Source organism: Massilia sp. ST3, assembly GCF_018119405.1.
Lineage (GTDB): Bacteria > Pseudomonadota > Gammaproteobacteria > Burkholderiales > Burkholderiaceae_D > Telluria.
Genome location: NZ_JAGPWC010000001.1, coordinates 156,896 through 180,931, shown reverse-complemented (window position 1 = coordinate 180,931; position 24,036 = coordinate 156,896). Strand labels below are relative to the sequence as shown.

Here is a 24,036-nt window from a genome sequence, read left to right as displayed (position 1 = left end):
TCCCACTACGGAGGAAACGACCATGCAACATACACTTGTAGCCGTGTTCGACGACCGGACCGACGCGCAAAATGCGATGAACGAATTGCTGTCGTCGGGATTCTCCAAGGGAGAAGTGCGCCTGTCGGCCGCCGATCCCACCGGCCAGACCGACCCGGTCACGGGCGAGTCCGACATCGCGGGCGACCGCGACCTGGCCCATGACCGCGCCGGCGACAACAGCAACCTGGGCATTACCGCCAGCATCAAGCATTTCTTCAGCGACCTGTTCGGCGGCGACAACCCGGACCACGTCAGCCGCTACGAGGGCGCCGTCACCCGCGGCCACCACGTACTGACCGTGACCGCCGACTCGCTGCCGGAAGTCGAACGCGCCGCCGACATCGTCGAGCGCTACGGACCGACCGACATCGACGAGCAGGCGTCCAGCTTCGGCGAGGTGCCGTCCGGGACCGAGGCGATGCGCATGGGCAGCAGCAGCGGCATGCAGTCGGCGCCGATGTCGGCCCAGTCGCAGTTCCAGTCCCAAAGCCAGTCCCAGGCACAGCCCCAGTCGCGGTCCGGCCCCGGGCAGAACCTGCAGGGCGGGCAGGGGCAGCAGAACCAGCAGAGCCTCGACAATCCGGGCGACCGCAAGCTGTTCCAGCAGCAGTCGCTGAACCAGGCCGAGCCGATGGGCACGACCTACCAGGAACCGATGGGCAAGAGCGGCCTCGGCGCGACCGGGGGCACCTCGCTGCAGGGCTCCACCCTGCAGGAAAATCCGGTCCAGGCCTCGTCCCTCGAAGGCACGCCGCCGGGGCTGGGTGCAACTGCGGGCTCGATGTCGGGCTCGATGTCCGGATCGATGTCAGGATCGACGACGGGTAACCCGCTCCGTTCCGACTCGCAGCAGCGCGGCGGGGTGGCGGCCGGCGGCTGGGCCACCCAGCAGCGCGGCGGCTCGCGCATCTATTCGCGCGGCGGCATGGACCAGTCCGGCTACTCGACCGGCGCGGGGGTGGACGACGACACTTACTTCCGCGAGCATTTCAGCACGACCTACAGCGCGAGCGGCGACTCCTATGACGACTACGCGCCGGCCTACCGCTACGGCTCCGAGATGGCGCGCGGCACCTACGCCGGCCGCAAGTGGAACGAGGTCGAGAACGACCTGCGCACCAACTGGGAGTCGCGCACCGGCAACGATGCCCGCTCGGCCTGGGACCGCATGAAGGACGCGGTGCGGCGCGGCTGGGACCGGATCACGGACGACGACGACAGCCACTACCGCAGCCACCACGCCAGCACCTACGGCAGCGCCGGCGGCGCCTACGACGACTATGCGCCGGCCTACAGCTACGGAGCCCGCATGCGGCGCGACCGCCGCTACAGCGACCGCAAGTGGGACGATGTCGAGACCGACCTGCGCACCGAGTGGGAAAGCAGCCATGCCGGCTCGGCCTGGGACAACATGAAGGCCGCGGTGCGCCGCGGCTGGGACCGCGTGACCCGCGACGATGACGACGACGTCTACCGCAGCCACTTCAGCAGCACCTACGAGGGCAGCGGCGTCGCCTACGACGCCGTGGCGCCGGCCTACGCCTACGGCTCGCAGATGCGCGGCGACAGCCGCTACGCCAACCGCCAGTGGGACGAGGTCGAAGGCGACCTGCGCAGCGACTGGGAGACCCGCAATCCGAACTCGACCTGGGAAAGCATGAAGGCTGCGGTGCGCCGCGGCTGGGAGCGCATGACCGGCGACGACGACCAGGACTACTACCGCAGCCACTACAGCTCGACCTATGGCGCCAGCGGCAAGACCTACGACGAGTACGAGCCGGCCTATTCCTACGGCAGCGAGATGGCGCGCAGCGAAACCTACCGCAACCGTCCCTGGGACGAGGCCATGCCCAGCCTGCGCACCGACTGGGAAGCGCGCCAGGCGAGCGGCGCCAGGATGGACGCCGACGGCACCAGGGCGGTTGCCTCCTCGGCCTGGGAAGACATGAAGGACGCGGTGCGCCACGGCTGGAACCGCATGACGAACGCCTTCTCGGACACCGACGACGACAGCTACTACCGCAGCCACTACAGCGCGACCTACGGCAGCGCGGGCGATCCCTACGACACCTACCGTCCGGCCTACGAGTACGGCAGCAGCATGCGCCGCGACCCGCAGTACAGCAACCGGACCTGGGACGATGCGCTCGAGAACGACCTGCGCAGCGGCTGGCAAAGCCGCTATCCGGGCGGCCCGAGCACCTGGGACAAGGTCAAGGAAGCAGTGCGGCACGGCTGGAACCGCCTGACGTATTGAGTTACGCCGACGGTCCAGGATCCGCTCCGGCGGAAAAAAACGGCGCCCACGGGCGCCGTTTCTCCTTCGTTACGCCCCGCCGCAGCGGACCTGCGCGAGTTTACTGGGCGAATGCCTCGGACGCCGGCGTGATCTTCACCGCCTCCGGCCTGATCCCCAGTTTCATGGCGCCGATCGCCTTGTCCTCGTCCAGCAGGGACTGCGGCTTGTTGGCGTCATAGGCGATCGGCGAGAAGGCGTCGCTCACGAGCTTGTCCTTGAGGCCGGCCGCGTCCTTGGTGATGATGACGACCGACAGGTTCTTGGCCGACAGGTGGCGCCGGATCGCCGCGTTCACGTCCGCCGCGCTCAGCCTGGACAGTCCATCGCGCATCATGCGGGTGAACTCCGGGGTGTCGTACCACTGGGCGTCGAGCGCATAGCCGAGCTGCTGGTCCTGGGTCGCGGTCATCACGAACACGTTCTTCATCAGGTAGTCGCGGGTGGTGGCAAAGTCCTGCTCGCTCAGGCCGTTCTCGACCAGCTTGCCCAGCTCATGCAGGGCGACGCGCAGGGCGAAATGCCCGTTCTGCGGCGCCACCGGGCGGATCCAGACTTCGAACAGCTGCGCCTTGCGGCCCAGGTTCGGATTCGGGAAGAACTGGAACATGCCGCGCGGGAAGGCCTCGATATAGGCATAGTCGCCGTAGTTCATGCCACGCTCCTCGCGGATGCGCTGGTACAGGCGTGCGCTGGAGGCGCGGTGCTCGCCCAGCCAGGTCTTGGCCAGCCACAGGGCCGGAAAGTCCGGGTGCGAGCGGGTGACGGCAATCGGCAGGCCGAAGGAAATCGCGGTGGCGCGGGTATTCTTCTCGACGATCTCGACCTCGAGACCCTGGGGCATGTGGCCGCGCGGCGCGCGGGTCGCCGGCAGGCCGGCGCCTTGCGGCAGGCGCGCCAGCTGGCTCTTGAGCGAAGCGACCATGCGCTCGCTGACGTCGCCCGAGATGCCAACGCGCACGGCGCCCTGGGCGTAGGCCTGGCGGTAGAAGGCCTTGACGTCGTCCAGGGTGATCGCGTCCAGGCCCTTGACCGTGCCCAGCACCGGGTGGCCGTAGGGCGTGCCTGCGAACACGTTCGTTTGCAGCCTTTCCTTGCCGAATTCCTCCTCGTTGTTGTCCTTCAGGTCCAGTACTAGGGCGTTGCGCTGCGCGTCCTTCAGGCGGCGGAAGTCCTCCTCGCGGAAGCCCGGATCGACCAGCAGCGGCATGGCGACGGCCATGAAGGCGTCCCAGTTGTCCTTATGGGTGGTGCCGGTGAAGGTGGTCATTTCCTTGTCGGTCTGCTCGAGGAAGCTGCCGGCCAGCGGGAACAGGGCCTTGGTCACCTCGTCGATCTTGCGCTCGCGCGAGCCGGCGCTGGCGACCATGGCGGCGGTGAGCGCGGCCAGGCCTTCCTTGCCCTGCGGATCGTGCGCCGAGCCGGCCGCGAACAACAGCTTGAAGCGGATCTGCGGCAGGGCCGATTTCTGGACCAGCACGTCGAACTTCGCGTCCGCCGCCTTGGGCGCGAAGCTGGCCAGCTTCGGCAGGGTTTCGATGCCCGCCGGCAGGGCCTCGTGAGCCAGGGTGGTCACCACCATGGCCTCGTCGACCAGGTACTTGCGGGCGGCGGCCTGGAGATCGGCCGGGCTCAGGCTGTCCACCACGCGGTAGTAGCGGTTCAGGGTGCCGTAGGAGCGGTCGAAATGCACATACGAGGCCAGGGTCGAGGCAATCTGCTCGGTATTGTCGAGCGAGCGGATCAGGCCGTACTTCTGGGCCGACTTGGCGTCTTCCAGGGCCTGGACCGTCACCGGTTCGTCGCGCAGCCGCGCCACGGTCTGCAGGATGGCGTCGCGGACATACAGGGCGTCACCCGGCCGCTTGACGCGGGCGCCGATGGTGGCCAGGGTCGGGTCGACCCGGTTCGGCGTGAAGTCGAACAACTGGTCGACCTTCTGCTCGTCCTGCACCAGGCGCTTGTACAGGGGCGAGGTGCGCCCGAAGGATAGCGACAGCAGCATCGACAGCGCCGCCTGGTCCTTGGCGCTGTCCGAGAAGGCCGGGGCGCGGAAGGCGACCGTCACCAGCGGCAGGGTCGGGGTCTGCCAGGCCACGTGGCGGTACTGGGCGCCGCGCGGGGCCGGCTCGGCCGGCACCGGGGCCTTGTAGCTGCCGCGTTTCCAACCGGACCAGTACTTCTCGACCAGGGCGATGGCCTTGGCCGGCTCGACGTCGCCGGCGACGATCACCGTGGTGCGCTCGGGACGGTACCAGCGGTCGAAGAAGACCTTGGAATAGTCGTACTGGTTGGGCATGTCCTCGATGTCCTTGAGGAAGCCCATGGTGGTGTGCTTGTAGGTATGGGTGGTGTAGGCAGCGTCGCGCTGCACCTCGAACAGCTTCTGCATCGGGTTCGCGCTGTTCTTGTTGTACTCGCCCAGCACGGCGCGCGACTCGGTCTTGAAGGCCTCGACCGGGTAGGACAGGTGCTGGAAGCGGTCGGCCTCGACCTTCAGCACGGTTTCCAGGTCTTCCTTGGCGAAGGTGGTGTAGTAGTTGGTCAGGTCGTCGCTGGTGTAGGCGTTCTGGCGCGCCCCGGCCTTGGTGATGATTTCCTGGTATTTCTCCGGCGGATAGCTGGGCGTGCCGCGGAACATCATGTGTTCGAAGAAGTGGGCGAAACCCGACTTGCCCGGCTCGATCTCGTTGCGCGAGCCGGTCTGCACCGGGATCTGGACCGAGACCAGGTTCGGGAAGCCGGTCGGCACCACGATCACCTTCAGGCCGTTGGCCAGGGTTTTCTCGGTTGCCTTGAAGGGCAGGACGTCGGCGGGCGTGGCGTTCTTCCGCGCCGGCTTGGCGGGGGCGGCCGACAGAAGGGCGGGCGCCAGCAGCGCCGGAATCAATGCCGCGAGCATGGTGCGCGACAGGGTCGAGGTAAACACGTTGTCTCCTTGGAAAATACGCTAAGCGCGCAGCATAGGATATTTGGCAAGGAAAGAACAGCGGGGAAACAGTCCCCTGACGCGGTGTTTACGCGGCCTCGCTCATGGGCAGGCTGATGCGGTTTCGCCCCAGGTGCTTGGCGCGGTACAGGGCCGCGTCGGCGATCGCCACCAGCTGGCTGGCGGTGTTGTCCGGCCCGGCAATCGCGGTGGCGGCCCCGATCGACACCGTGACGTGCTTGCCCGGCGCGAAGCGGCAAGGCAGCTGCAGCTGCTCGACCCGGCTGCGGATGCGCTCGGCGACGATGGCCGCCCCCTTGAGCGACTGGTTCGGCAGGATCACGGCGAATTCCTCGCCGCCGTAGCGCGCCACCAGGTCGTTGGCGCGCATCTCGCTCGCCACCGCCCTGGCCACGCGCTTCAGGCATTCGTCGCCGCCGAGGTGGCCATGGGCGTCGTTGTAGGCCTTGAAGTTGTCGACGTCGACCATCAGCAGCGAGAGCGGCTGCTGCTGGCGCATTGCTCGGGCCCACTCGGCGTGCAGGGTGTCGTCGAAGCAGCGGCGGTTGGCCAGGCCGGTAAGGCCGTCGCGGGTGGCCAGTTGCTCCAGGGCGACCTGGGCCATCTTCTCGTCGGTCAGGTCGCGCAGGGTCTCGACCACGGCCGACAGGCTGCCGTCGCCGTCGAAGATCGGGCTGGCATCGGCGGCCAGGTAGCGCCGCCGTCCGGCGCGCGGCATGTCGCACCAGCTTTCGACCGAGAGCGCGGCCGACTGCGCGGCCCCGGCGGTCTCGCCGTCGCCCATGCGCGCGTAGATCGGTCGGCTGGCACCTGTGCCTCCCTGCAGCACCAGGTCGGCCAGGGTCGGCTGCTCCTGCTCGTAGAAGCTGCGCCAGTGGTCGGCGGTGCCCAGCATTTCCGCGGCCGGCACGCCGGTCAGCTGCTCGCAGGCGCGGTTCCAGATCATGACCCGCGAGCGGGTGTCGAGCACGAACACGGGCACCGACAGGCTCTCCATCAGCTGGCCGACGAAGGCCACATCCTGGACCAGGGGGGTCGGACCGGGCGCCGACGGTGGCAAATGAGTTGGCAAATGGGTTGCCGGATGAGCGCCTGTCTGGGAAAGGGTGCTGATCATTGAGCCGTCCTTTGCATTCGCGGAAGGCAGCCGGCTGGCTGCCAGGAGCAATTCTGCTACCGCGGCTAGAACGACTTATTGATTTTGAGCAAGGGCCGAAGACGGCTAGGCGGTCGCGGCAAGCTCGCGTACCGGGATCTCCAGCAGCATCCGCCTTCGGCCGGGAGCGGTCTCTGCCATGGCCAGGCTGGCGTCGATGGCGTGCAGGCGCTCGTGCACTTCCTCGGGCAGGGCCGCTGTGCACAGCGAGGGGCCGCCCTCGATCTGCAGGCTCAGACGGTCGGCGCCCTCGGCCAGGCGCGCGTGCAGCGGGCCGACGCCGGTCCCGGCGGCGACTTCCTGCAGCACGCGGAACACGGCCAGGCGCGCGGCGCGGTCCGCCAGGCGCGGCGCGGCCGGATCGAGACCAGCGTCGAAGCGGTAGCGCAGGCCGGACAGGCGCGCCTGGTCCTGGAGCAGCCGCTGCAGCGCCTGGCGCAGGCCTTCCTGTGCGCCGACCGGGCGCAGGCCGCCCGCCACGCTGCGGATCGCAGTGATGGCGCCATCGACGCCGGCCAGGGCATGGTCGAGGCGTCCGGCCAGCTGCGGTCCGGCGGCGTCGGCGTCCTCGTGCAGATGGCTGAGCTCTGCGCGCAGCCGCACCAGGCGGCTGCCCAGCTGGCTGTCCAGGTCGCGGGCGATCCGCGAGCGTTCGCCTTCGCGCACGCCTTCCTGGCGCCGCACCAGGCGGCACAGCACGTCGTGGTGCTCGGCCAGGGCCTGGTCGGCGCGGCTGCGCGCCTCGCGCTCGGCGGCCAGCAGCAGCTGCAGGGCGTGGGCGCGCTCCTCGCTGCTGACGCTGCGGCGCAGGCCGAGGAAAGCCAGCACCAGCGCGGCCAGGGTGACCAGCGCGCAGGCCAGCAGTTCGAGCGGGACCGAGCGCAGCGCCGCGGGCACGCCGGGCGCGGCCCAGGCCGGGCAGGGCGCGGCAAGGAGCGGGACGGCTAGGAATGCTGTGGGCTTGGTCATGGCTTCCTTCTTACGGTGGTAGGAATGTTCCGCTGAAGTGTCCGTAAGAACTTACCCCGGGCCCGGGGTAGGAATATTGTTAATGCTCAAAGTTTGTGCAACCCTGGAAACGGCGCTGCAGACCATGGATGGTGCGCCGACTGCTGCGGCGCGCTATAATTGAGGGTTGACGAACGCCGAGCCGCCTCATCCGCGGCTCCACTCGGGCTTTTATTGTGACCTATAGCATCAAAGAAATTTTCTACACCCTGCAAGGCGAGGGCGCCCATGCGGGGCGTCCAGCCGTCTTTTGCCGCTTTTCCGGCTGCAACCTGTGGACCGGCCGCGAGCAGGACCGCGCCAGCGCGGTCTGCACCTTCTGCGACACCGATTTTGTCGGTACCGACGGCGAGCGCGGCGGCAAGTTCAAGGATGCCTCGGCCCTGGCCGCAGAGATCGACAGCCTGTGGCCGGAAATCTATCCCGCCAGCAAGTATGTGGTCTTCACCGGCGGCGAGCCCCTGCTGCAGCTGGACACGGCCCTGATCGACGCCATGCACGCCCGCGGCTTCACGATCGCCATCGAGACCAACGGCACGCTGCCGGTCCCGGCCGGCGTCGACTGGGTGTGCGTGAGCCCCAAGATGGGCGCGAAGCTGGTGGTCGAGAAGGGCAACGAGATCAAGGTCGTGATTCCGCAGGCGAACCAGGACCTGGCCGCCTACGAACACCTCGATTTCGAGAACTTCTACGTCCAGCCCATGGACGGTCCGCTGGCGGCCAACAATACCCGCCTGGCGATCGAGACCTGCCGCCGCAATCCCAAGTGGAAGCTCAGCATCCAGACCCACAAGCTGCTCCAGATTCCTTAATTCAGACTCATTCAGATTCAACAAGCTTCCATGCTGACGATTACCCGCAAGCTCGAATTCGATGCCGGCCACCGGATTCCCGACCACAAGAGCCAGTGCCGCAACCTGCACGGCCACCGCTACACCCTCGAGATCACCCTGCAAGGCGCGGTGATCGACGCCGACGGCAACTCCGACAACGGCATGATCATGGATTTTTCGGACGTCAAGGCGCTCGCCAAGGAGCACCTGGTGGACGTCTGGGACCACGCCTTCCTGGTCTATGAAAAGGACGAGAAGGTGCGCGACTTCCTGGCCTCGCTGCCGGGCCACAAGACCGTGATCATCGACCGCATCCCCACCGTCGAGAACCTGGCCCAGGTCGCCTTCAACATCCTGAAGACCGTGTTCACCGACCGCTACGGCACCGGCCTGCGCCTGCACAAGCTGGTGCTCCACGAGACCCCGAACTGCTGGGCCGAGATCGTCGATGCCTGAGCACCCAGTGCCGGCGGACTACATGGGCCTGGCCCTGCTCGAAGCGCGCAAGGCGTGGGAGCAGGGCGAGGTGCCGGTCGGCGCCGTGGTGGTCAAGGACGGCGAGGTGATCGCCACCGGCTACAACCAGCCGATCGGCAGCCATGACCCGACCGCCCATGCCGAGATCGTGGCCCTGCGCGCGGCCGCCGAAAAGCTCGGCAACTACCGCCTGCCGGGCTGCGAGCTCTACGTGACCCTGGAGCCCTGCATCATGTGCTCGGGCGCGATGATGCATGCCCGCCTGGCGCGGGTGGTGTACGCCGCGCTCGACCCCAAGACCGGCGCCTGCGGCTCGATCGTCGACCTGTTCGCCGAGGAACGCCTGAACCACCATACCGAGGTGGTCGGCGGCGTGCTGGCCGACGAGGCCAGCCAGCTGCTCAAATCCTTCTTCGCCGAGCGGCGCGCCGCCGCGCGCAAGTCTTCGGGCGCCTGAGTCGCCCCGGCCGGCAAGTCCGGCCCCGGCCCGGTCTCGACCGCAACGGCGCCAGGGCTTGTCCCGCATGAGCGCCGCCCCCGCGGCGAAAGTGCTATGCTGGTTCCAAGCCGTCCCGCACGGCGACTGGAGAGAGCCCGATCACATCATCAGAACACGGCGCAGCACGCACGGCGCCGAGCTAGCCGTCATGCCGACCCTGAACGCCAATGGACTGCGCATCGCCTTCGATACATCGGGCGACCCCAAGGCCGTGCCCCTGCTGCTGGTGCACGGGCTGGGCATGCAGCTGACCGCCTGGCCCGACGAGTTCGTCGAGGGCCTGGTGGAACTGGGTTTCTACGTGATCCGCTTCGACAACCGCGACTGTGGCCTGTCGACCAAGTTCGAGCAGGCCGGCGTGCCCAACCTGATGCTGGCGCGCCTGAAGGCGAAGCTCGGCTGGCCGCTGCGGCCCGCCTACCGCCTGGAAGACATGGCCGAGGACGCCCTGGGCGTGCTGTCCGCGCTCGGCGTGGCGCGCGCCCACGTGGTGGGCGTGTCGATGGGCGGCATGGTGGCCCAGATCCTGGCCGCGCGCCATCCGCAGCGGGTACTGAGCCTGACATCGATCATGTCCAGCAGCGGCCGCCGTGGCCTGCCGGGGCCGCTTCCCCGGGTGCGCAAGGCGCTGGCGCGCAAGCCCGCCAATGGCGCCGACCTCGACAGCATCGTGGAGCACACCGTGACCCTGCTGCGCGACATCGGCAGCCCCGCCTACCCAACCCCTGAAAAAGCCCTGCGCAAGCGGGTTGCCCGTTCCTTACGGCGTAGCTATTGCCCTGGCGGCATTGCACGCCAGATGATGGCGGTCAGCGCCGGCGGCGACCGCAGCGCCGAGCTGCGCGGCATCAGCGCACCCACCCTCGTGATCCACGGCGCCGCCGATCCCCTGGTGCCGCTGGCCTGCGGCCAGGACACCGCGGCGCAGATTCCGGGCGCCCGGCTCGAGGTCATCGAGGGCATGGGGCACGATTTGCCGCCCCAGCTGGTCGAGCGGCTGCTCGCCTTGATCGACGCCCATGCCCGGGGTAAGATGTTGCCAGACTCAACACCGCGGCTCTTCGTCAAACAGTGATCACCCCACAAGTCGGCATCGCCATCGTGGCGCCGGGCGGCTACACGTCCGACCCCACAACTGTCGAGCGCGCCATTGCGCGCCTCGAAGCCCAGGGCTGCCTGGTCCATAACTACTACGACCATGGCGCGATCCACCAGCGTTTCGGCGGCACCGACCAAGGGCGCCTGGCCCAGCTGCATGCCGCCGTGGCCGATCCTGATGTCCAGCTCATCATCAGCCTGCGCGGCGCCTACGGCATGACCCGGCTGCTGCCCGCCATCGACTTCGAGGCGATCGCCGCCAGCGGCAAGATCGTGGTCGGCTTTTCCGACGTCACCGCGCTGCAGATGGGGCTGATGGCGAAAACCGGCGCCCTCAGCTATGCCGGCCCGATGATCGCGGGCGATTTCGGCGCCAGGGAAGTCGAGCGCTTCACCATCGACGACTTCTGGCGCTGCCTGGCCGGCCCCACCCACACCATCCGCGAAACAGCGTCCGGCAATCCGGCGCTCGAGCTGCGCGGGACGGTCTGGGGCGGCAACCTGGCGATGCTGGTCTCGCTGCTCGGCACGCCTTACTTCCCCGACATCGACGGCGGCATCCTGTATGTCGAGGACATCAACGAGCATCCTTACCGGGTCGAGCGCATGCTGCTGCAGCTGCAGCAGGCCGGCGTCCTGGACCGGCAGCGCGCGGTGATCATGGGCGACTTCTCCGGCTACCGCCTGAGCCCGCAGGACAATGGCTACGATTTCGACACCATGCTGGCCTACCTGCGCGCCACCCTCCCGGTGCCTGTGCTGACGGGCCTGAGCTTCGGCCACATCGACCGCCGGGTGACCATTCCTTTCGGCGCCCAGGGCCACCTGGTCTCCAGCGAGCAAGGCTTCACGCTCACCTTGTCGGACTATCCGACCGTGCGCCGTGGGTGAGCGCCGGGCCCAGCCAGGCTCGGACCACGCTAGCGGACTCACGTATTACCGGCTCAGCGCGCCGTCCGACAGCTATCCGCCCCTGCAGGGCGCGCGCGAATGCGCCGTCTGCGTGATCGGGGCCGGTTTCGCCGGCCTTGGCACGGCCATGTCGCTGGCCGAGCGGGGCGAGCGCGACGTGGTCGTGCTGGAGGCGGAGGAAGTCGGCCATGGCGCCTCCGGACGCAATGGCGGTTTCGTGTTCGGCGGCTTTTCGCTGGGCGAACGTGCCCTGCAGCGCAGCGCGGGCCCGGCGGCGCGCCAGCTCTACGGCGACACCCTGGCCGCCGTCGGCCTGATCCGCGAACGCATCCGCCGCCACGAGATCGCCTGCGAAGCGCGCGAGAGCGGCGTGATCCTGGCCAACTGGTTCGACGACGACCGCATCCTGCTCGACCAGCAGCGCTTCATGGCCGAGCACATGGGCGTGCACTGGCAGCACCTGGGACGCGAGGAACTGGCCGAGCGCCTGCATACCCGGCGCTACAAGGGCGGCCTGTTCGAGCCCGGCGCCTTCCATTTTCACCCGCTGAAGTATGCCCAGGGACTGGCGCGCACCCTGGCGCGTTCCGGCGTGGCCATCCATGAACACAGCCGGGTCACGACCCTGCGGCGCCAGGAGGGCGGCTGGCTGGTGACGACGGCGCGCGGCACGGTGTTCGCGCGCGAGCTGGTGGTGTGCTGCGGCGGCTACCTGGCCAGCCTGCACCGCCGCCTGCGCGCGGCCATCCTGCCGATCGCCACCTATGTGATGAGCACCGAGCCGCTCGGCGAGCGCCTGGCGTCCAGCATCCGCACCGGGGCGGCGGTCTACGACACCCGCTTCGCCTTCGACTACTACCGCGCGCTGCCGGACACCCGCCTGCTGTGGGGCGGGCGCATCTCGATCCTGCACCGCTCGCCGCGCGCGGTGGCCAAGCTGCTGTACGGCGACATGATCAAGGTCTATCCCCAGCTCAAGGGCGTCAAGGTCGAGCACGCCTGGAGCGGCCTGATGAGTTATGCGCGCCACAAGATGCCGCAAGTGGGACGTTTGCCGGACGGGCTCTGGTACGGCATGGGCTTTGGCGGCCATGGCGTGGCGCCGACCACGCTGGCGGGCGAACTGCTGTCCGAGGCGCTGCTGGGCGACGCCAGGCGCCTGCGCGGCTATGCACGCTGGGGCTTGCCCTGGACCGGCGGCCCGGCCGGGCTGGCGGCGGCGCAGGCCAGCTACTGGTATTACGGATTGCGGGACATGCTGCGGCGGTAGGCGCAGCAGTTCCGTAGGGTGGACGGCTCTGCCGTCCACGCGGTGATCGGTAGAGGCTCCGCTTTCGTGCGGGATGATCTCGCCGCAAACCATCACCGCGTGGACGTTTGTCATGCAGGCCACTGGCCTGAATCACCCCGTCCACCCTACGAGTTATCCAAGCTTGGACTCAGTCAGATAGATCCGGGCTGCACCGTCTGCGCGTCCGCCAGGCCAGCCCGGCCAGTCCGGCCGCCAGCATCGGCAGCACCCCGGGTTCCGGCACCGGCGGCGGAACATTGGCGCTCAGCAGATGGATGCTGGCATACGAATACAGCCCCACCCAGCCCTGGGCCTGGCTGTCTTCCCAGTTGTACCAGTCCACATCGAGCGCAAAGTCCCCCGCGTGCGTGAAACCGTCGCCACCCGCGACGCTGCGCATGTCCGCCCCCATGCGGCGGTGCTCGTCGCCCTCCAGCTGGCCGTCGGCGCCCATGGTATAGACCTGGAGCAGGTTCTCGGTCAGGAACTGCCCGGCGAAGTCGCCTGCGGCGATGTCCGCCGCATACGAACCGGCGCTGCTGAAGCTTACCCGGGTATTCGGCGACAGGACGAAGGGCAGGGCGTCGCCCTGGATCCAGCTGTAGCCAAAGCTGAGCGGGCCTTCCTCGGAGGGCCGGGCCCAGGCCTCGATGCCGATCCGCGCCGCGCCCGGATCGCCCCGTCCGCTTGCGCTGGCGGTGAATCCCGCTCGATTCTCGATGGCGAAGGTGTAGCTGTAGGGCGCTAGGTCGGCGCCGTAGCGCTTGTCCGCCTTGCCAAGCACCGGGGTGCGCAGATCGAAGGCAGCGGTCAGGTTGCCCTTGCGGTCCTCGGGCGCCGCCGCCAGGGGCAGGAAGCTCAGGGAAGGATCGATACCGTCGGTGGGATCGAGATCGTACAAGGTATAGCCGAGATTGCCGTGGCTGACGCGCCCGCTCAGTTCCCAGCCGGACTGGGCCTGGGCCGCGGCGCCCGCGCCCCAGGCCAGTCCCGCGAGCAGCAGGGTGATGCTTAAAGGAACACGCTTCATGCTTGCCTCCTTTCGGGATGCGCCAAGCATAGCAAGCCCGGCCGTGCGCACGCTTGGGACGGGGTAGGATCGGCGCGATACTTTCGTGCGCATACAACAAGGCCGCCTCCTCCCATGGAGGGGTCTGAAATGATAGAATAGCCGGTTATCCGATCGGCGAAATTCGCCGACCAACGCTTCCAAAGGTACACCGTGCTCTCTACTGCCAATATCACGATGCAATTCGGCGCCAAGCCGCTGTTCGAAAACATTTCCGTCAAGTTTGGCGAAGGCAACCGCTACGGCCTGATCGGCGCGAACGGCTGCGGCAAGTCGACCTTCATGAAGATCCTGGGCGGCGACCTGGAACCTTCGGCCGGCAACGTCAGCCTCGACCCGGGCGAGCGCCTGGGCAAGCTGCGCCAGGACCAGTTCGCCTATGAGGACGTGCGCGTGCTCGACGTGGTCATGATGGGCCACACCGAGCTGTGGAACGCCATCGCCGAGCGCGACGCCATCTACGCCAATCCGGAAGCGACGGACGACGACTACATGCGCGCGGCCGAACTCGAAGGCAAGGTCGCCGAATACGACGGCTACTCGGCCGAGGCGCGCGCCGGCGAGCTGCTGCTGGGCCTGGAAATCGGCACCGAGCTGCATCAGGGCCCGATGAGCGCCGTGGCGCCGGGCTGGAAGCTGCGCGTGCTGCTGGCCCAGGCCCTGTTCTCGAACCCGGACATCCTGCTGCTGGACGAGCCAACCAACAACCTGGACATCAACACCATCCGCTGGCTCGAGAACGTGCTCAACGAGCGCAACTCGACCATGATCATCATTTCCCACGACCGCCACTTCCTGAACCAGGTCTGCACCCACGTGGCCGACATGGACTACGGCACCCTGAAGGTCTATCCGGGCAACTACGACGACTACATGCTGGCCTCGACCCAGGCCCGCAACCAGCAGCTGGCGAACAACGCCAAGGCCAAGGAAAAAGTGGCCGAACTGCAGGACTTCGTGCGCCGCTTCTCGGCCAACAAATCCAAGGCGCGCCAGGCGACCTCGCGCGCCAAGCAGATCGACAAGATCAAGATCGAGGAATTCAAGCCTTCCTCGCGTGCCTATCCCTTCGTGCGTTTCGAAGGCGAGAAGAAGCTGCACCGCCTGGCGGTGGAGACCGAAGGCCTGTCGAAAGCCTATGACCGCCAGCTGTTCAAGAACTTCTCGATCATGGTCGAGGCCGGCGAGCGCATCGCGATCATCGGCGCCAACGGCGCCGGCAAGACCACCTTGCTGCGTTGCATCGGCGGCAAGGACATCACCGGCCTGGACGCCGACCACGGCCGCGTCAAGTGGGCCGAGAACGCCAACGTCGGCTACATGCCCCAGGATCCGACCGAGGAATTCGCCAGCGGCGAGAACCTGACCGACTGGATGGGCCAATGGACCCAGGAAGGCGACGACGACCAGGCCGTGCGCTCGATCCTGGGCCGCCTGCTGTTCGGCGGGGATGAGGTCAAGAAGTCGGTGAAGGTGCTGTCCGGCGGCGAGAAGGGCCGCATGATGTACGGCAAGCTAATGCTGGGCCGCCACAATGTGATGCTGCTGGACGAGCCGACCAACCACATGGACATGGAATCGATCGAGTCGCTCAACATCGCGCTCGACAAGTACGCCGGCACCCTGATCTTCGTCTCGCACGACCGCGAGTTCGTGTCCTCGCTGGCCACCCGCATCCTGGAGATCCGCGAGAACGAGATCGTCGACTTCCAGGGCAACTACGAGGAATACCTGAAGAGCCAGGGCATCGACTGATGAGGGGGGGGCGGCATGCCCGCCCTCAGCGCCGCAAGTAGCATTGTGAGATCATATTTCGCATGAATACCGTACTCCCGATCAAGACCTACGAATACGACCGCCCGGTGGCCGGCGCCGCCTGCACCGCCGAAGCCTGGGCCCGTACGCCCGCCGCCCCGAGCGCGGCCGAGAAACTCGAACTCAAGGAACGCATCCGGCGCCTGCTCAAGGAGCGCGACGCGGTCCTGGTGGCCCATTATTACGTGGACGCCGACCTGCAGGACCTGGCCGAGGAAACCGGGGGCTGCGTGTCCGACTCCCTGGAAATGGCGCGCTTCGGGCGCGACCACCCGGCCAAGACCCTGGTGGTGGCCGGCGTGCGCTTCATGGGCGAGACCTCGAAGATCCTGAACCCGGAAAAGACGGTCCTGATGCCCGACCTGGACGCCACCTGCTCGCTCGACCTCGGCTGCCCGGCCGACGAATTCGCGGCCTTCTGCGACCAGCATCCGGACCGCACCGTGGTCGTCTACGCCAACACTAGCGCCGCCGTGAAGGCGCGCGCCGACTGGATGGTGACTTCGTCGATCGGCCTCGACATCGTCCGGCACCTGCACGAGCAGGGCAAGAAGATCCTGTGGGCCCCGGACCGCCACCTGGGCGCCTACATCCAGAAGCAGACCGGCGCCGACATGCTGCTGTGGCAGGGTTCCTGCCTGGTGCACGACGAGTTCAAGGGCATCGAGCTCGACCTGCTCAAGACCGAACATCCGGAGGCCAAGGTGCTGGTGCACCCGGAGTCGCCCGCGGGCGTCGTGGCCCAGGCCGACGTGGTCGGCTCCACCACCCAGCTGATCAACGCCGCACGCGACATGGACGCCACCACCTTCATCGTGGCGACCGACAATGGCATCCTGCACAAGATGCGCATGGCCGCGCCGGGCAAGACCTTCATCGAAGCCCCGACCGCCGGCAACAGCGCCACCTGCAAGAGCTGCGCCCACTGCCCGTGGATGGCCATGAACGGCCTGCGCAACCTGGCGGATGTGCTGGAGAGCGGCGCCAACCAGGTGCACGTGGATCCGGAAACCGGCCGCCAGGCCAAGCGTGCGATCGACCGCATGCTGGACTTCGCCGCCGCCAAGAAAGCAAAAGCGCTGCCGCAAGGCGCGCTGGAGCAGAACGCCAAGCTGTTCTCGGGAGTGGGCCCGGCATGACGACCCTGCGCAACCCCTTCATTCCCGACGGCGAGCTGGACGACAAGCTGCAGGCGGCCTTCGAACAGAACATCCTGGCCGCGCTGCTGGAAGACGTCGGCACCGGCGACCTGACCGGCATGCTGGTGCCCAGCGACACCAGGGTGCAGGCTCGTGTCATCGTGCGCGAGGAGGCCGTGCTGTGCGGCGCGCCCTGGTTCGAGGGCGTCATGCTGGCGGTCGACCAGGACCTCGAGATCGACTGGAAGTATGCCGAAGGCGACCTGATGGCGGCGGACAGCGTGGTCTGCACCATCGCCGGCTCGCCCCGCTCGCTGCTGACGGCCGAGCGCGCGGCGCTCAACTTCATGCAGCTGCTGTCCGGCGTGGCGAGCGCCACGCGCAAGTACGTGGACGTGGTGGCCGGCACGAATGCCGCCATCCTCGACACCCGCAAGACCCTGCCGGGCCTGCGCCTGGCGCAGAAGTACGCGGTGCGCGTGGGCGGCGGCAAGAACCAGCGCATGGCCTTGTACGACGGCATCCTGATCAAGGAAAACCACATCGCCGCGGCCGGCGGCGTCACCGCGGCCCTGCGGGCGGCCGACGCCCTCGGTTCCGGCGCCCCCGTGCAGATCGAGGTCGAGACCATCGTCCAGCTCGAGGAAGCGCTGGCGGCGGGCGTCAAGTCGGTGCTGCTGGATAACTTCGACCTCGCCATGATGCGCGAAGCGGTCAAGGTGAATGGCGGCCGCGCATTGCTGGAAGCCTCGGGCGGCGTCAACCTGGGCACCGTGCGCGCCATCGCCGAGACCGGCGTCGACCGCATCTCGATCGGGAGCCTGACCAAGGACGTGCGCGCGACCGACTACTCGCTGCGCATCGTCGCCTGATGTCGACGGCCAAACTCAAGCGCGCGCTCGGTTCGCGGCTGTTCTGGCTCGGCTTCGGCCTGCTGCTGGGACTGCCGCAGCTCGCGGATGGCCTGCGCTACGGCCTGAATGGCGAGCTGTTCTTCGGTGTCGGCATGCTGCTGCTGGGCGTGCGCGGCTTCCTGCGGCCCGTGGTGCCGGGCCGCGCGCTGCGCATGAAAGCCGACAGCCAGGCCGATACCATCGGCTCGCCCATGCTCATCGGCGCGCTGTCGCTAGCGATGGCGGCCTTCCTCGTGACCGGCCTGATCCTCAAGTTCCTGTCGCAGAACTGAAGCGGTTCGAGCGGCGGCAGCGATTGTGACTCTGCTTTTGAAATCGCCTCCTGCTCTTATGCAGTAAGAGTAAATTCCATAGGATGGCATCATAAGTTCCTTCTGAGCGCAATAATGTTGCCTGCCTGATGACTTCCAATGCTACAGTTGAGGAATCAACACTACATTTTGGAGGTCTCATGCTAAGGCTTGCCGCGTTATGTCTGCTCCTGCTCGCTAGTTTGCCAGCCCTTGCCGCGCAGGCTTTTCCTTTCTTGAATGCTCCCGGGGCCTTCGCCGTCGGTTTCCGCGTCGTGCAACAACACGATGCAAGCCGCTCCTATCCCTCGACCGCGCAAGGCAAGCCGCGCCCCATTCAGACCGCGATCTGGTATCCGGCACAAAAAGGTGGGCAAGCAATGCGCTACGACGACTATCTTCAGCTGCTGGGTTGGGATGACGACTTTGACCGCACGCCGGCAGAGCGGAACAAGGTGCTCGCGGAGTGGCTGAAGATGGTCACCGGCACCAAGTCCGCGGCCGAGATCGCGGCTGAAAGAAGCGATATCCGCTGGGCCGTGCGCGATGCGAAGCCATTGCCGGGCAAGTACCCGGTGGTGATCTACTCGCCCAGTTTGAGCAGCAATGTGTTCGAGAATGCCGAGATGATGGAATTTATCGCCAGCCATGGCTATCTCGTGCTCGCCAGTCCGGCGCTGGGCGTCGACCAGCGTTCGCAACGCACCGACCTGGCACACGCCGAAGCCCAGGCGGCCGACATCCGTTTCCTGGTCGGCTATGCGCAATCGCTGCCACAGGCCGATATCACTCGCCTGGCCGTCGCCGGCTTTTCCTGGGGAGGCATGGCCAATGTTTTGGCTGCGGCCCAAGACGAACGCATCAAGGCCCTCGTCTGCCTGGACGGCTCGGTCCGTTACGCCCACGCCATGCTCGAGCAAGTCGCCTATCTGAAGCCGGAACGGTTACGTACGCCGCTGCTCTACCTGGCCCAGCGGCCGCAGCCTTTCGAACGTGGGGTGAGACGCAAACCTGACTACTCCGGCAGCATCCTGCAGAAGATGACTGGCGCCGACGTCTACTTGGTGACGATGTACGCGATGGAGCACGTGTATTTCGGCAGCAGCTACCTGCGTCTCGATCCGCTCGATCTCGGCGATTACACCCGCGACGAAATCGCCCAGTCCTACGCCCAGAGCGCGCGCTATGTCCTGCACTTCCTGAATGGCGCCCTGAAGGGCGACCGTGATGGATTCGACTACCTGAGGAAAAAACCCGAACAGCTCGGCTTGCCGCGCCACAGCGTCGGCACCCAGTTTTTCGCGGCGCGTCCATGAGCGCTACATGGATTGCCTGCAGGTGCCAAGTACTCGACAAGAAATAAAGCTGAGTTTGGCACACAGAATCGGATGCGATGCACGGCGGCGAGTGTGCGGCAGTGCAAGCACTGCAAGCAGGAGCCGACGCAGCAGCGCGCCGGTGATGGCAGCCAACAACGCATTGCTTGATGGGGGAATACTTAGACCCCGCTCTCGCTGGCGCGCGCCAGCGCCTCGGCGCCGGGACTGCGCAACGTGACCGGTTCGCCCACCTGGGTGGCGATGGCGTCGATGGCTGCCAGCACCTTGTCCGGATGGGCGTAGTGGAACATGTGGCCGGTACCCGGCTCCAGCTCCAGCTGGCTGTGCGCCAGTCCCTCGTGCAGGCGCTCGGCATTGTGGCCCGAGCTGGCGACCCGGTCCTGGGTGCCGGCCAGGATGACCGCCGGTACTTTCAGTTCACCATAGCGCCGGGCCAGCGACATCGCGGCCGGGATCATCATCGCGCTTTCCGCCGCGCTCGCGCGCAGCTGCGAAGGGCGCAGGGCCATCCAGACCGGCATGCCGCTGAAGCGTTCCGCCACCGGCCGCGGCGAGAAGGCGCGCTTGATGACCGGCCGCCAGATCATGCGCGAGACCAGGGGCGACACCGTGTAGCGCATCAGGTCGCCGATCAGCGGCACCGCCGGCGGCGAGGACAGCGGAGCGTCGAGGCGCACACTGGGATAGTAATAGCCGGACATGAGCACCAGTCCGCGCACGAAGTCGGGCTCCTGCAAGCCCATCGCGAGCGCCACCAGCGTGCCCCAGGAATGGCCGAGCACGATGGCGGACTCGACGCCGATCTCGCGCAGCGCGCCGTGCAGCAGCCGCGCCTGTCTGTCGGGCGTCCAGACGGTACTGCGCGGCCGTTCGCTGTAACCGAAGCCGGGGCGGTCGAAGGCGATCACGCGGTAATGGCGGGCGGCCATGTCGAGCAGGCCGCTGAGTTCGAAGTCCTTGGCATACACGCCATTGCCGTGCAGGAGCACGAGGGCAGGGCCTTCGCCCCGTTCCAAATAGTGCAGGCGCACCCCGTCGACGGTGACGAACTTGCCTTCGGGCGGATGCTCGCGCTCCACCTGGCGGGTGCGGGCCTGCACGAACAGCCAGGAGGCGGCCAGGCCGGCGGCGGCCCAAAGCAGTCCCGGGCGGACGGCCGGCGAGTTGCTGCGGTAGCGTTGGTTCACAATATTCCCCTATGGTCGATGAACGCCGGCGGCGGCGCGGGCGGCCGCGCACCCAGCAGCTGGGCCACCAGCGGCAGCACGTGCTCGGCGGATTCGTCGAGCTTCAGGTGCAGCAGCTCGTCGGCGCGGGTGCGCCCCAGGTTGAGGGCGGCGATCGGCTTGCCGCTCTCGGTGGCCAGGCGGCAGAAACGGAAGCCCGAGTACACCATCAGCGAAGACCCCACCACCAGCAGCGCGTCGGCCATCTCCATCTGCGCCAGGGCGCAGGCGGTGCGCGCCGCGGGCACGTTATCGCCGAAGAAGACCACGTCCGGGGCCAGGGCGCCGCCGCAGTGGACGCACCAGGGCAGCTGGAAATCGGTGAGCGCATCGGTATCGAGGGCGGCGTCGCCGTCGGGCAATGGCATGGCCATGGACTGCGCGACGGCCGGATTGGCGTCCTCGAGCTGGGTCTGCACGAAGGCGCGCGGGAACTGGGCGCCGCAGGCCAGGCATTTGACGTGATGGATGTTGCCGTGCAGTTCGAGCACCGCGTGGCTGCCGGCCTGGTGGTGCAGCCCGTCGACGTTCTGGGTGAGGATGAAGCCGATCCTGTTGCTCGCTTCCAGCGCCGCCAGGGCCTGGTGCCCATGGTTGGGCGTGGCCTTGGCCAGCACCGGCCAGCCAACCATGCTGCGCGCCCAGTAGCGCCGCTGCACGGCGGGTGAGCGTCTGAATTCCGGCCCCTGGATGGGCTGCTTGCCGCGCCGCGTTCCCTCGCGGTCGCGGTAATCGGGAATGCCGGAGGCGGTCGATAGCCCGGCGCCGGTGAGCACCAGCGTACGGCTGTGCCGGTCGAGGAAGGCGGCCAGTTCCTCGGCGCGGTCCTGCACAGTGGCCTGGACAGTGAAAGCTTCTGCCATGTTGCGAATTCCTCCCTATGCATGGGATCGTAACACCCGCGCGGGTAGCCGCTAAACACGATTCCGTGGCAACACTAACGGGCCGAGACCGCGATCCCACCCACGATCATGCCGAAGGCCAGCACGTGGTACAGGTGCGGCGCCTCGCCCAGGAAGGCGGACGACAGCAGCGCCGTGAACAGCGGCGTCAGGTTGATGAAGAAGGCGCCCAGGCTGGGCCCTGCGCGCTGCACGCCCGCGCCCCAGAAGCGCATGGCCAGGATGGCTGGGCCGATGGCCACGTAGAGCAAGGCGGCCGCCACCTGCCAGCCCCAGGCGATGTCGATGCCGCTCACGGCCCACTCGCCGCCGGCCAGCGCGGCCGACCACAGCACGCCATAGCCGACCTGGGCCAGCAGGAAGGCTGCCCAGTCCTGGCGCAGCGCCGGCACGTCCTTCTGCTGCATCAGCATCCAGCTATAGAAGGACCAGGCGATCGAGGCCAGGATCATGTAGAGGTCGCCCACCACCAGGCGCAGCGCGGCCAGCTGCTCCAGGTCGCCGCGGCACAGCACCACCAGCACGCCCAGGATCGAGAGCACGGCGCCCGCCACCTGGCGCGGCTTGACCGGCACCCCGTAGAACAGGCGGCCGACCAGCAGCATCCACACCGGCATCCCGGACGCCACCAGGGTGACGTTGATCGGTGTCGAGGTCTGCAGGGCCAGGTATTGCAGCGAGTTGTACAGGCCGACGCTCAGCAGACCCAGCATGGCGTAGCGGCGCCAGTTCGCCAGCACCCCGTTGCTGCTGCGCAGGGCGGCCCGTCCCAGCGGCACCAGGATGGCCAATGCGAGCACCCAGCGGATCAGGTTCAGGGTCATCGGCGGCACGGCGTCGCGCACCAGGCGCCCGACCACGGCGTTGCCGGCCCACAGGATGGGCGGAATGGTCAGGAACAGGATGGTCGAGGGCGTGAGGGCTTGGCGGTTCATGGCGGGATGCGGCCCGCTCGAGGCGGGCCGGTAAAGCGGGAGAGCTCAGCGCCGGCGCGGCGCCAGCACGCTCGGCAAGGCCTTGGGCAAGGTGTCCGGGAAGTCGCGCGAGAAGTGCAGGCCGCGGCTCTCGTGACGCGACAGTGCGCTGCGGACGATCAAATGGGCGACTTCGACCAAGTTGCGCAGCTCCAGCAGGTCCGGCGTGATGCGGAAGTTGCGGTAGTACTCGTCGATCTCTTCTTTCAGCAACTCGATGCGGTGCTCGGCGCGCTCGAGGCGCTTGGTGGTGCGCACGATGCCGACGTAGTTCCACATGAAGCGGCGCAGCTCGTCCCAGTTGTGGGCGATCACGACTTCCTCGTCGGCGTTGGTGACGCGGCTTTCGTCCCAGGGCGGCAGCGCCGGATTCTGCACCGCCGGCGCGGCCGCGATCTGGTGCGCGCAGGCGCGGCCCACGACCACGCACTCGAGCAGCGAATTGCTGGCCAGGCGGTTGGCCCCGTGCAGTCCGGTGCAGGCGGTCTCGCCCACGGCGTACAGGCCCGGGATGTCGGTGCGGCCGGCCAGGTCGGTGACGATGCCGCCGCAGGTGAAGTGCACCGCCGGCACCACGGGGATCGGCTCCTTCGTGATGTCGATGCCCAGCTCCAGGCAGCGCGCGTAGATGGTCGGGAAGTGCTCCTTGAGGAAGTCCGGGTCCTGGTGGCTGATGTCCAGGTGCACGTAGTCGAGGCCGCGCTTCTTCATCTCGAAGTCGATGGCGCGCGCGACCACGTCGCGCGGGGCCAGTTCGCCGCGCTCGTCGTGGGCCGGCATGAAGCGCGTGCCGGCCGCGGCGCCGGCCTCGGGCGGCAGCTTGAGCAGGCCGCCTTCGCCGCGGATCGCCTCGGTGATCAGGAAGGACTTGGCATAAGGGTGGTACAGGCAGGTCGGATGGAACTGGATGAATTCCATGTTCGAGATGCGGCAGCCGGCGCGCCAGGCCATCGCGATGCCGTCGCCGGTCGCGGTGTCGGGATTGGTGGTGTACAGGTAGACCTTGCCGGCGCCGCCGGTGGCCAGCACGGTGTGCTCGGCCTCCACGGTCAGCACCTTGCCGTTGCGCTCGTCCTGCACGTACAGGCCGTAGCAGCGCGGCTGGCCGACCAGGTGCGGGGCGTTGCCCTGGACGCCCTTGCCGGTCAGCTTGTCCGAGGTGACCAGGTCGATCGCGCAGTGGTGCTCGAACAGGGCGATGTTCGGGTGGGCGCGCACCTTCTGCTCCAGGGTCACCTGGACCGCGTGGCCGGTGGCGTCGGCCGCGTGGATGATGCGCCGCTGGCTGTGGCCGCCCTCGCGGGTCAGGTGGAAGCCCAGTTCCGCGGTCTCGTCGCGCGTGAAGGGGACGCCTTGCTCGATCAGCCATTCGATCGCTTCGCGGCCGTGCTCGACGATGTAGCGGGTGGCCGCCTCGTCGCACAGGCCGGCGCCGGCCACCAGGGTGTCGGCGATGTGCTGGTCGTGGCTGTCGCCCGAATCGAGCACCGCCGCGATGCCGCCCTGGGCCCAGTTGCTCGCGCCGTCCAGTAGTTCGCGCTTCGAAATGATCGCAACCCGCCGGGTTTGGGCAAGGTGCAGGGCCACCGACAGGCCGGCCAGACCGCTGCCGACAATAGCGACGTCAAATTTCATGGCAAATGTCATATTTGTACAGAGGCATCACTATAAGCGATTTGCGGCCGGCGCGTCGGGCCGGGCAGCGGGCACGACGGACGGGCCAAATGCGGGCCAAATGCGGGTCAGGTGCGGCCAAGGTACGACGGCGCACGGATGGGCAGGCCGGGCCCGGCTAGGATCGGGAC

Annotated in this window: 20 protein-coding genes; 12 read left to right on the top strand and 8 right to left on the bottom strand. The window is 67.6% G+C overall.

Features of this window, described 5'->3' with window-relative positions; all coding sequences use genetic code 11:
* Window positions 1-22 precede the first annotated feature (22 nt).
* Complete coding sequence (locus KBW98_RS00740) at window positions 23-2,299, top strand: hypothetical protein (protein ID WP_211518158.1); 2,277 nt, start codon at window positions 23-25, stop codon at window positions 2,297-2,299.
* A 100-nt stretch (window positions 2,300-2,399) separates the two neighbouring features.
* Here the strand turns inward: KBW98_RS00740 and KBW98_RS00735 are convergent, their stop codons facing one another.
* From KBW98_RS00735 to KBW98_RS00725, 3 genes are all read right to left on the bottom strand, one after another.
* Entirely contained in the window at window positions 2,400-5,267 is a 2,868-nt protein-coding gene (locus tag KBW98_RS00735) for a pitrilysin family protein (RefSeq protein WP_211518157.1), read from the bottom strand.
* Between the two features lie 88 nt (window positions 5,268-5,355).
* Entirely contained in the window at window positions 5,356-6,285 is a 930-nt protein-coding gene (locus tag KBW98_RS00730; protein WP_211518187.1) for a sensor domain-containing diguanylate cyclase, read from the bottom strand.
* 225 nt (window positions 6,286-6,510) lie between these two features.
* Window positions 6,511-7,413 (bottom strand): histidine kinase, encoded by a 903-nt coding sequence (locus tag KBW98_RS00725; protein WP_211518156.1) that lies wholly within the window; start codon window positions 7,411-7,413, stop codon window positions 6,511-6,513.
* A 215-nt stretch (window positions 7,414-7,628) separates the two neighbouring features.
* Between KBW98_RS00725 and queE the strand changes: the two genes are divergently transcribed.
* The 6 genes from queE (at window position 7,629) to KBW98_RS00695 (ending at window position 12,541) form a co-directional block, all read left to right on the top strand.
* A complete protein-coding gene (gene queE / locus KBW98_RS00720; protein WP_211518155.1) occupies window positions 7,629-8,264 on the top strand; it encodes a 7-carboxy-7-deazaguanine synthase in 636 nt (211 codons plus the stop codon).
* A 30-nt stretch (window positions 8,265-8,294) separates the two neighbouring features.
* Window positions 8,295-8,741, top strand: coding sequence for a 6-carboxytetrahydropterin synthase QueD (gene queD, locus KBW98_RS00715; protein WP_211518154.1), 447 nt, complete (start codon window positions 8,295-8,297; stop codon window positions 8,739-8,741).
* Complete coding sequence (gene tadA, locus KBW98_RS00710) at window positions 8,734-9,219, top strand: tRNA adenosine(34) deaminase TadA (protein ID WP_211518153.1); 486 nt, start codon at window positions 8,734-8,736, stop codon at window positions 9,217-9,219. Before queD ends, tadA begins: the two co-directional genes overlap by 8 nt.
* 190 nt (window positions 9,220-9,409) lie before the next feature.
* Window positions 9,410-10,336, top strand: coding sequence for an alpha/beta fold hydrolase (locus KBW98_RS00705; protein ID WP_211518152.1), 927 nt, complete (start codon window positions 9,410-9,412; stop codon window positions 10,334-10,336).
* Window positions 10,333-11,250 (top strand): muramoyltetrapeptide carboxypeptidase, encoded by a 918-nt coding sequence (gene ldcA, locus KBW98_RS00700; RefSeq protein ID WP_211518151.1) that lies wholly within the window; start codon window positions 10,333-10,335, stop codon window positions 11,248-11,250. The genes KBW98_RS00705 and ldcA overlap by 4 nt, the downstream gene beginning before the upstream one ends.
* Window positions 11,243-12,541, top strand: a complete 1,299-nt coding sequence (locus KBW98_RS00695; RefSeq protein ID WP_211518150.1) for an FAD-binding oxidoreductase — start codon at window positions 11,243-11,245, stop codon at window positions 12,539-12,541. Before ldcA ends, KBW98_RS00695 begins: the two co-directional genes overlap by 8 nt.
* A gap of 169 nt (window positions 12,542-12,710) precedes the next feature.
* Here KBW98_RS00695 and KBW98_RS00690 read toward each other — a convergent pair whose 3' ends face one another.
* The gene (locus KBW98_RS00690; protein WP_211518149.1) at window positions 12,711-13,592 is read right to left on the bottom strand and encodes a PEP-CTERM sorting domain-containing protein; all 882 of its coding nucleotides are present in this window, start codon (window positions 13,590-13,592) and stop codon (window positions 12,711-12,713) included.
* A 192-nt stretch (window positions 13,593-13,784) separates the two neighbouring features.
* Between KBW98_RS00690 and KBW98_RS00685 the strand changes: the two genes are divergently transcribed.
* From KBW98_RS00685 to KBW98_RS00665, 5 genes are all read left to right on the top strand, one after another.
* Window positions 13,785-15,386 carry an ABC-F family ATPase gene (locus tag KBW98_RS00685; protein ID WP_211518148.1) on the top strand — a complete coding sequence of 534 codons (1,602 nt, stop codon included), beginning with the start codon at window positions 13,785-13,787 and terminating at the stop codon, window positions 15,384-15,386.
* 62 nt (window positions 15,387-15,448) lie between these two features.
* Window positions 15,449-16,585 (top strand): quinolinate synthase NadA, encoded by a 1,137-nt coding sequence (nadA, locus tag KBW98_RS00680; protein WP_211518147.1) that lies wholly within the window; start codon window positions 15,449-15,451, stop codon window positions 16,583-16,585.
* Complete coding sequence (nadC, locus tag KBW98_RS00675) at window positions 16,582-17,457, top strand: carboxylating nicotinate-nucleotide diphosphorylase (RefSeq protein ID WP_211518146.1); 876 nt, start codon at window positions 16,582-16,584, stop codon at window positions 17,455-17,457. Before nadA ends, nadC begins: the two co-directional genes overlap by 4 nt.
* Window positions 17,457-17,771 (top strand): hypothetical protein, encoded by a 315-nt coding sequence (locus tag KBW98_RS00670; protein WP_211518145.1) that lies wholly within the window; start codon window positions 17,457-17,459, stop codon window positions 17,769-17,771. The genes nadC and KBW98_RS00670 overlap by 1 nt, the downstream gene beginning before the upstream one ends.
* 179 nt (window positions 17,772-17,950) lie before the next feature.
* Window positions 17,951-19,105, top strand: a complete 1,155-nt coding sequence (locus KBW98_RS00665) for an alpha/beta fold hydrolase (protein ID WP_211518144.1) — start codon at window positions 17,951-17,953, stop codon at window positions 19,103-19,105.
* A 182-nt stretch (window positions 19,106-19,287) separates the two neighbouring features.
* On the opposite strand, the gene KBW98_RS00660 is transcribed toward KBW98_RS00665, so the two are convergent.
* The 4 genes from KBW98_RS00660 to nadB form a co-directional block, all read right to left on the bottom strand.
* The gene (locus KBW98_RS00660; RefSeq protein ID WP_373888879.1) at window positions 19,288-20,316 is read right to left on the bottom strand and encodes an alpha/beta fold hydrolase; all 1,029 of its coding nucleotides are present in this window, start codon (window positions 20,314-20,316) and stop codon (window positions 19,288-19,290) included.
* Complete coding sequence (locus KBW98_RS00655; protein WP_211518143.1) at window positions 20,313-21,218, bottom strand: NAD-dependent protein deacetylase; 906 nt, start codon at window positions 21,216-21,218, stop codon at window positions 20,313-20,315. Before KBW98_RS00655 ends, KBW98_RS00660 begins: the two co-directional genes overlap by 4 nt.
* Window positions 21,219-21,292: 74 nt before the next feature.
* On the bottom strand, window positions 21,293-22,192 hold the full coding sequence (locus KBW98_RS00650) for a DMT family transporter (protein ID WP_211518142.1): 900 nt from the start codon (window positions 22,190-22,192) through the stop codon (window positions 21,293-21,295).
* Window positions 22,193-22,237: 45 nt separating this feature from the next.
* Window positions 22,238-23,866, bottom strand: a complete 1,629-nt coding sequence (gene nadB / locus KBW98_RS00645) for an L-aspartate oxidase (protein ID WP_211518141.1) — start codon at window positions 23,864-23,866, stop codon at window positions 22,238-22,240.
* Between the last annotated feature and the right edge of the window lie 170 nt (window positions 23,867-24,036).

Excerpts from the sequence above, each read along its gene's own strand:
- KBW98_RS00705 (WP_211518152.1), top strand. The coding sequence starts at position 9,410 with ATGCCGACCCTGAACGCCAATGGACTGCGCATCGCCTTCGATACATCG.
- KBW98_RS00740 (WP_211518158.1), top strand. The coding sequence starts at position 23 with ATGCAACATACACTTGTAGCCGTGTTCGACGACCGGACCGACGCGCAA.
- nadB (WP_211518141.1), bottom strand. The coding sequence starts at position 23,866 with ATGAAATTTGACGTCGCTATTGTCGGCAGCGGTCTGGCCGGCCTGTCG.
- KBW98_RS00725 (WP_211518156.1), bottom strand. The coding sequence starts at position 7,413 with ATGACCAAGCCCACAGCATTCCTAGCCGTCCCGCTCCTTGCCGCGCCC.
- KBW98_RS00655 (WP_211518143.1), bottom strand. The coding sequence starts at position 21,218 with ATGGCAGAAGCTTTCACTGTCCAGGCCACTGTGCAGGACCGCGCCGAG.
- nadC (WP_211518146.1), top strand. The coding sequence starts at position 16,582 with ATGACGACCCTGCGCAACCCCTTCATTCCCGACGGCGAGCTGGACGAC.
- queD (WP_211518154.1), top strand. The coding sequence starts at position 8,295 with ATGCTGACGATTACCCGCAAGCTCGAATTCGATGCCGGCCACCGGATT.
- KBW98_RS00670 (WP_211518145.1), top strand. The coding sequence starts at position 17,457 with ATGTCGACGGCCAAACTCAAGCGCGCGCTCGGTTCGCGGCTGTTCTGG.
- KBW98_RS00730 (WP_211518187.1), bottom strand. The coding sequence starts at position 6,285 with ATGGAGAGCCTGTCGGTGCCCGTGTTCGTGCTCGACACCCGCTCGCGG.
- KBW98_RS00665 (WP_211518144.1), top strand. The coding sequence starts at position 17,951 with ATGCTAAGGCTTGCCGCGTTATGTCTGCTCCTGCTCGCTAGTTTGCCA.
- nadA (WP_211518147.1), top strand. The coding sequence starts at position 15,449 with ATGAATACCGTACTCCCGATCAAGACCTACGAATACGACCGCCCGGTG.
- KBW98_RS00650 (WP_211518142.1), bottom strand. The coding sequence starts at position 22,192 with ATGAACCGCCAAGCCCTCACGCCCTCGACCATCCTGTTCCTGACCATT.
- KBW98_RS00690 (WP_211518149.1), bottom strand. The coding sequence starts at position 13,592 with ATGAAGCGTGTTCCTTTAAGCATCACCCTGCTGCTCGCGGGACTGGCC.
- tadA (WP_211518153.1), top strand. The coding sequence starts at position 8,734 with ATGCCTGAGCACCCAGTGCCGGCGGACTACATGGGCCTGGCCCTGCTC.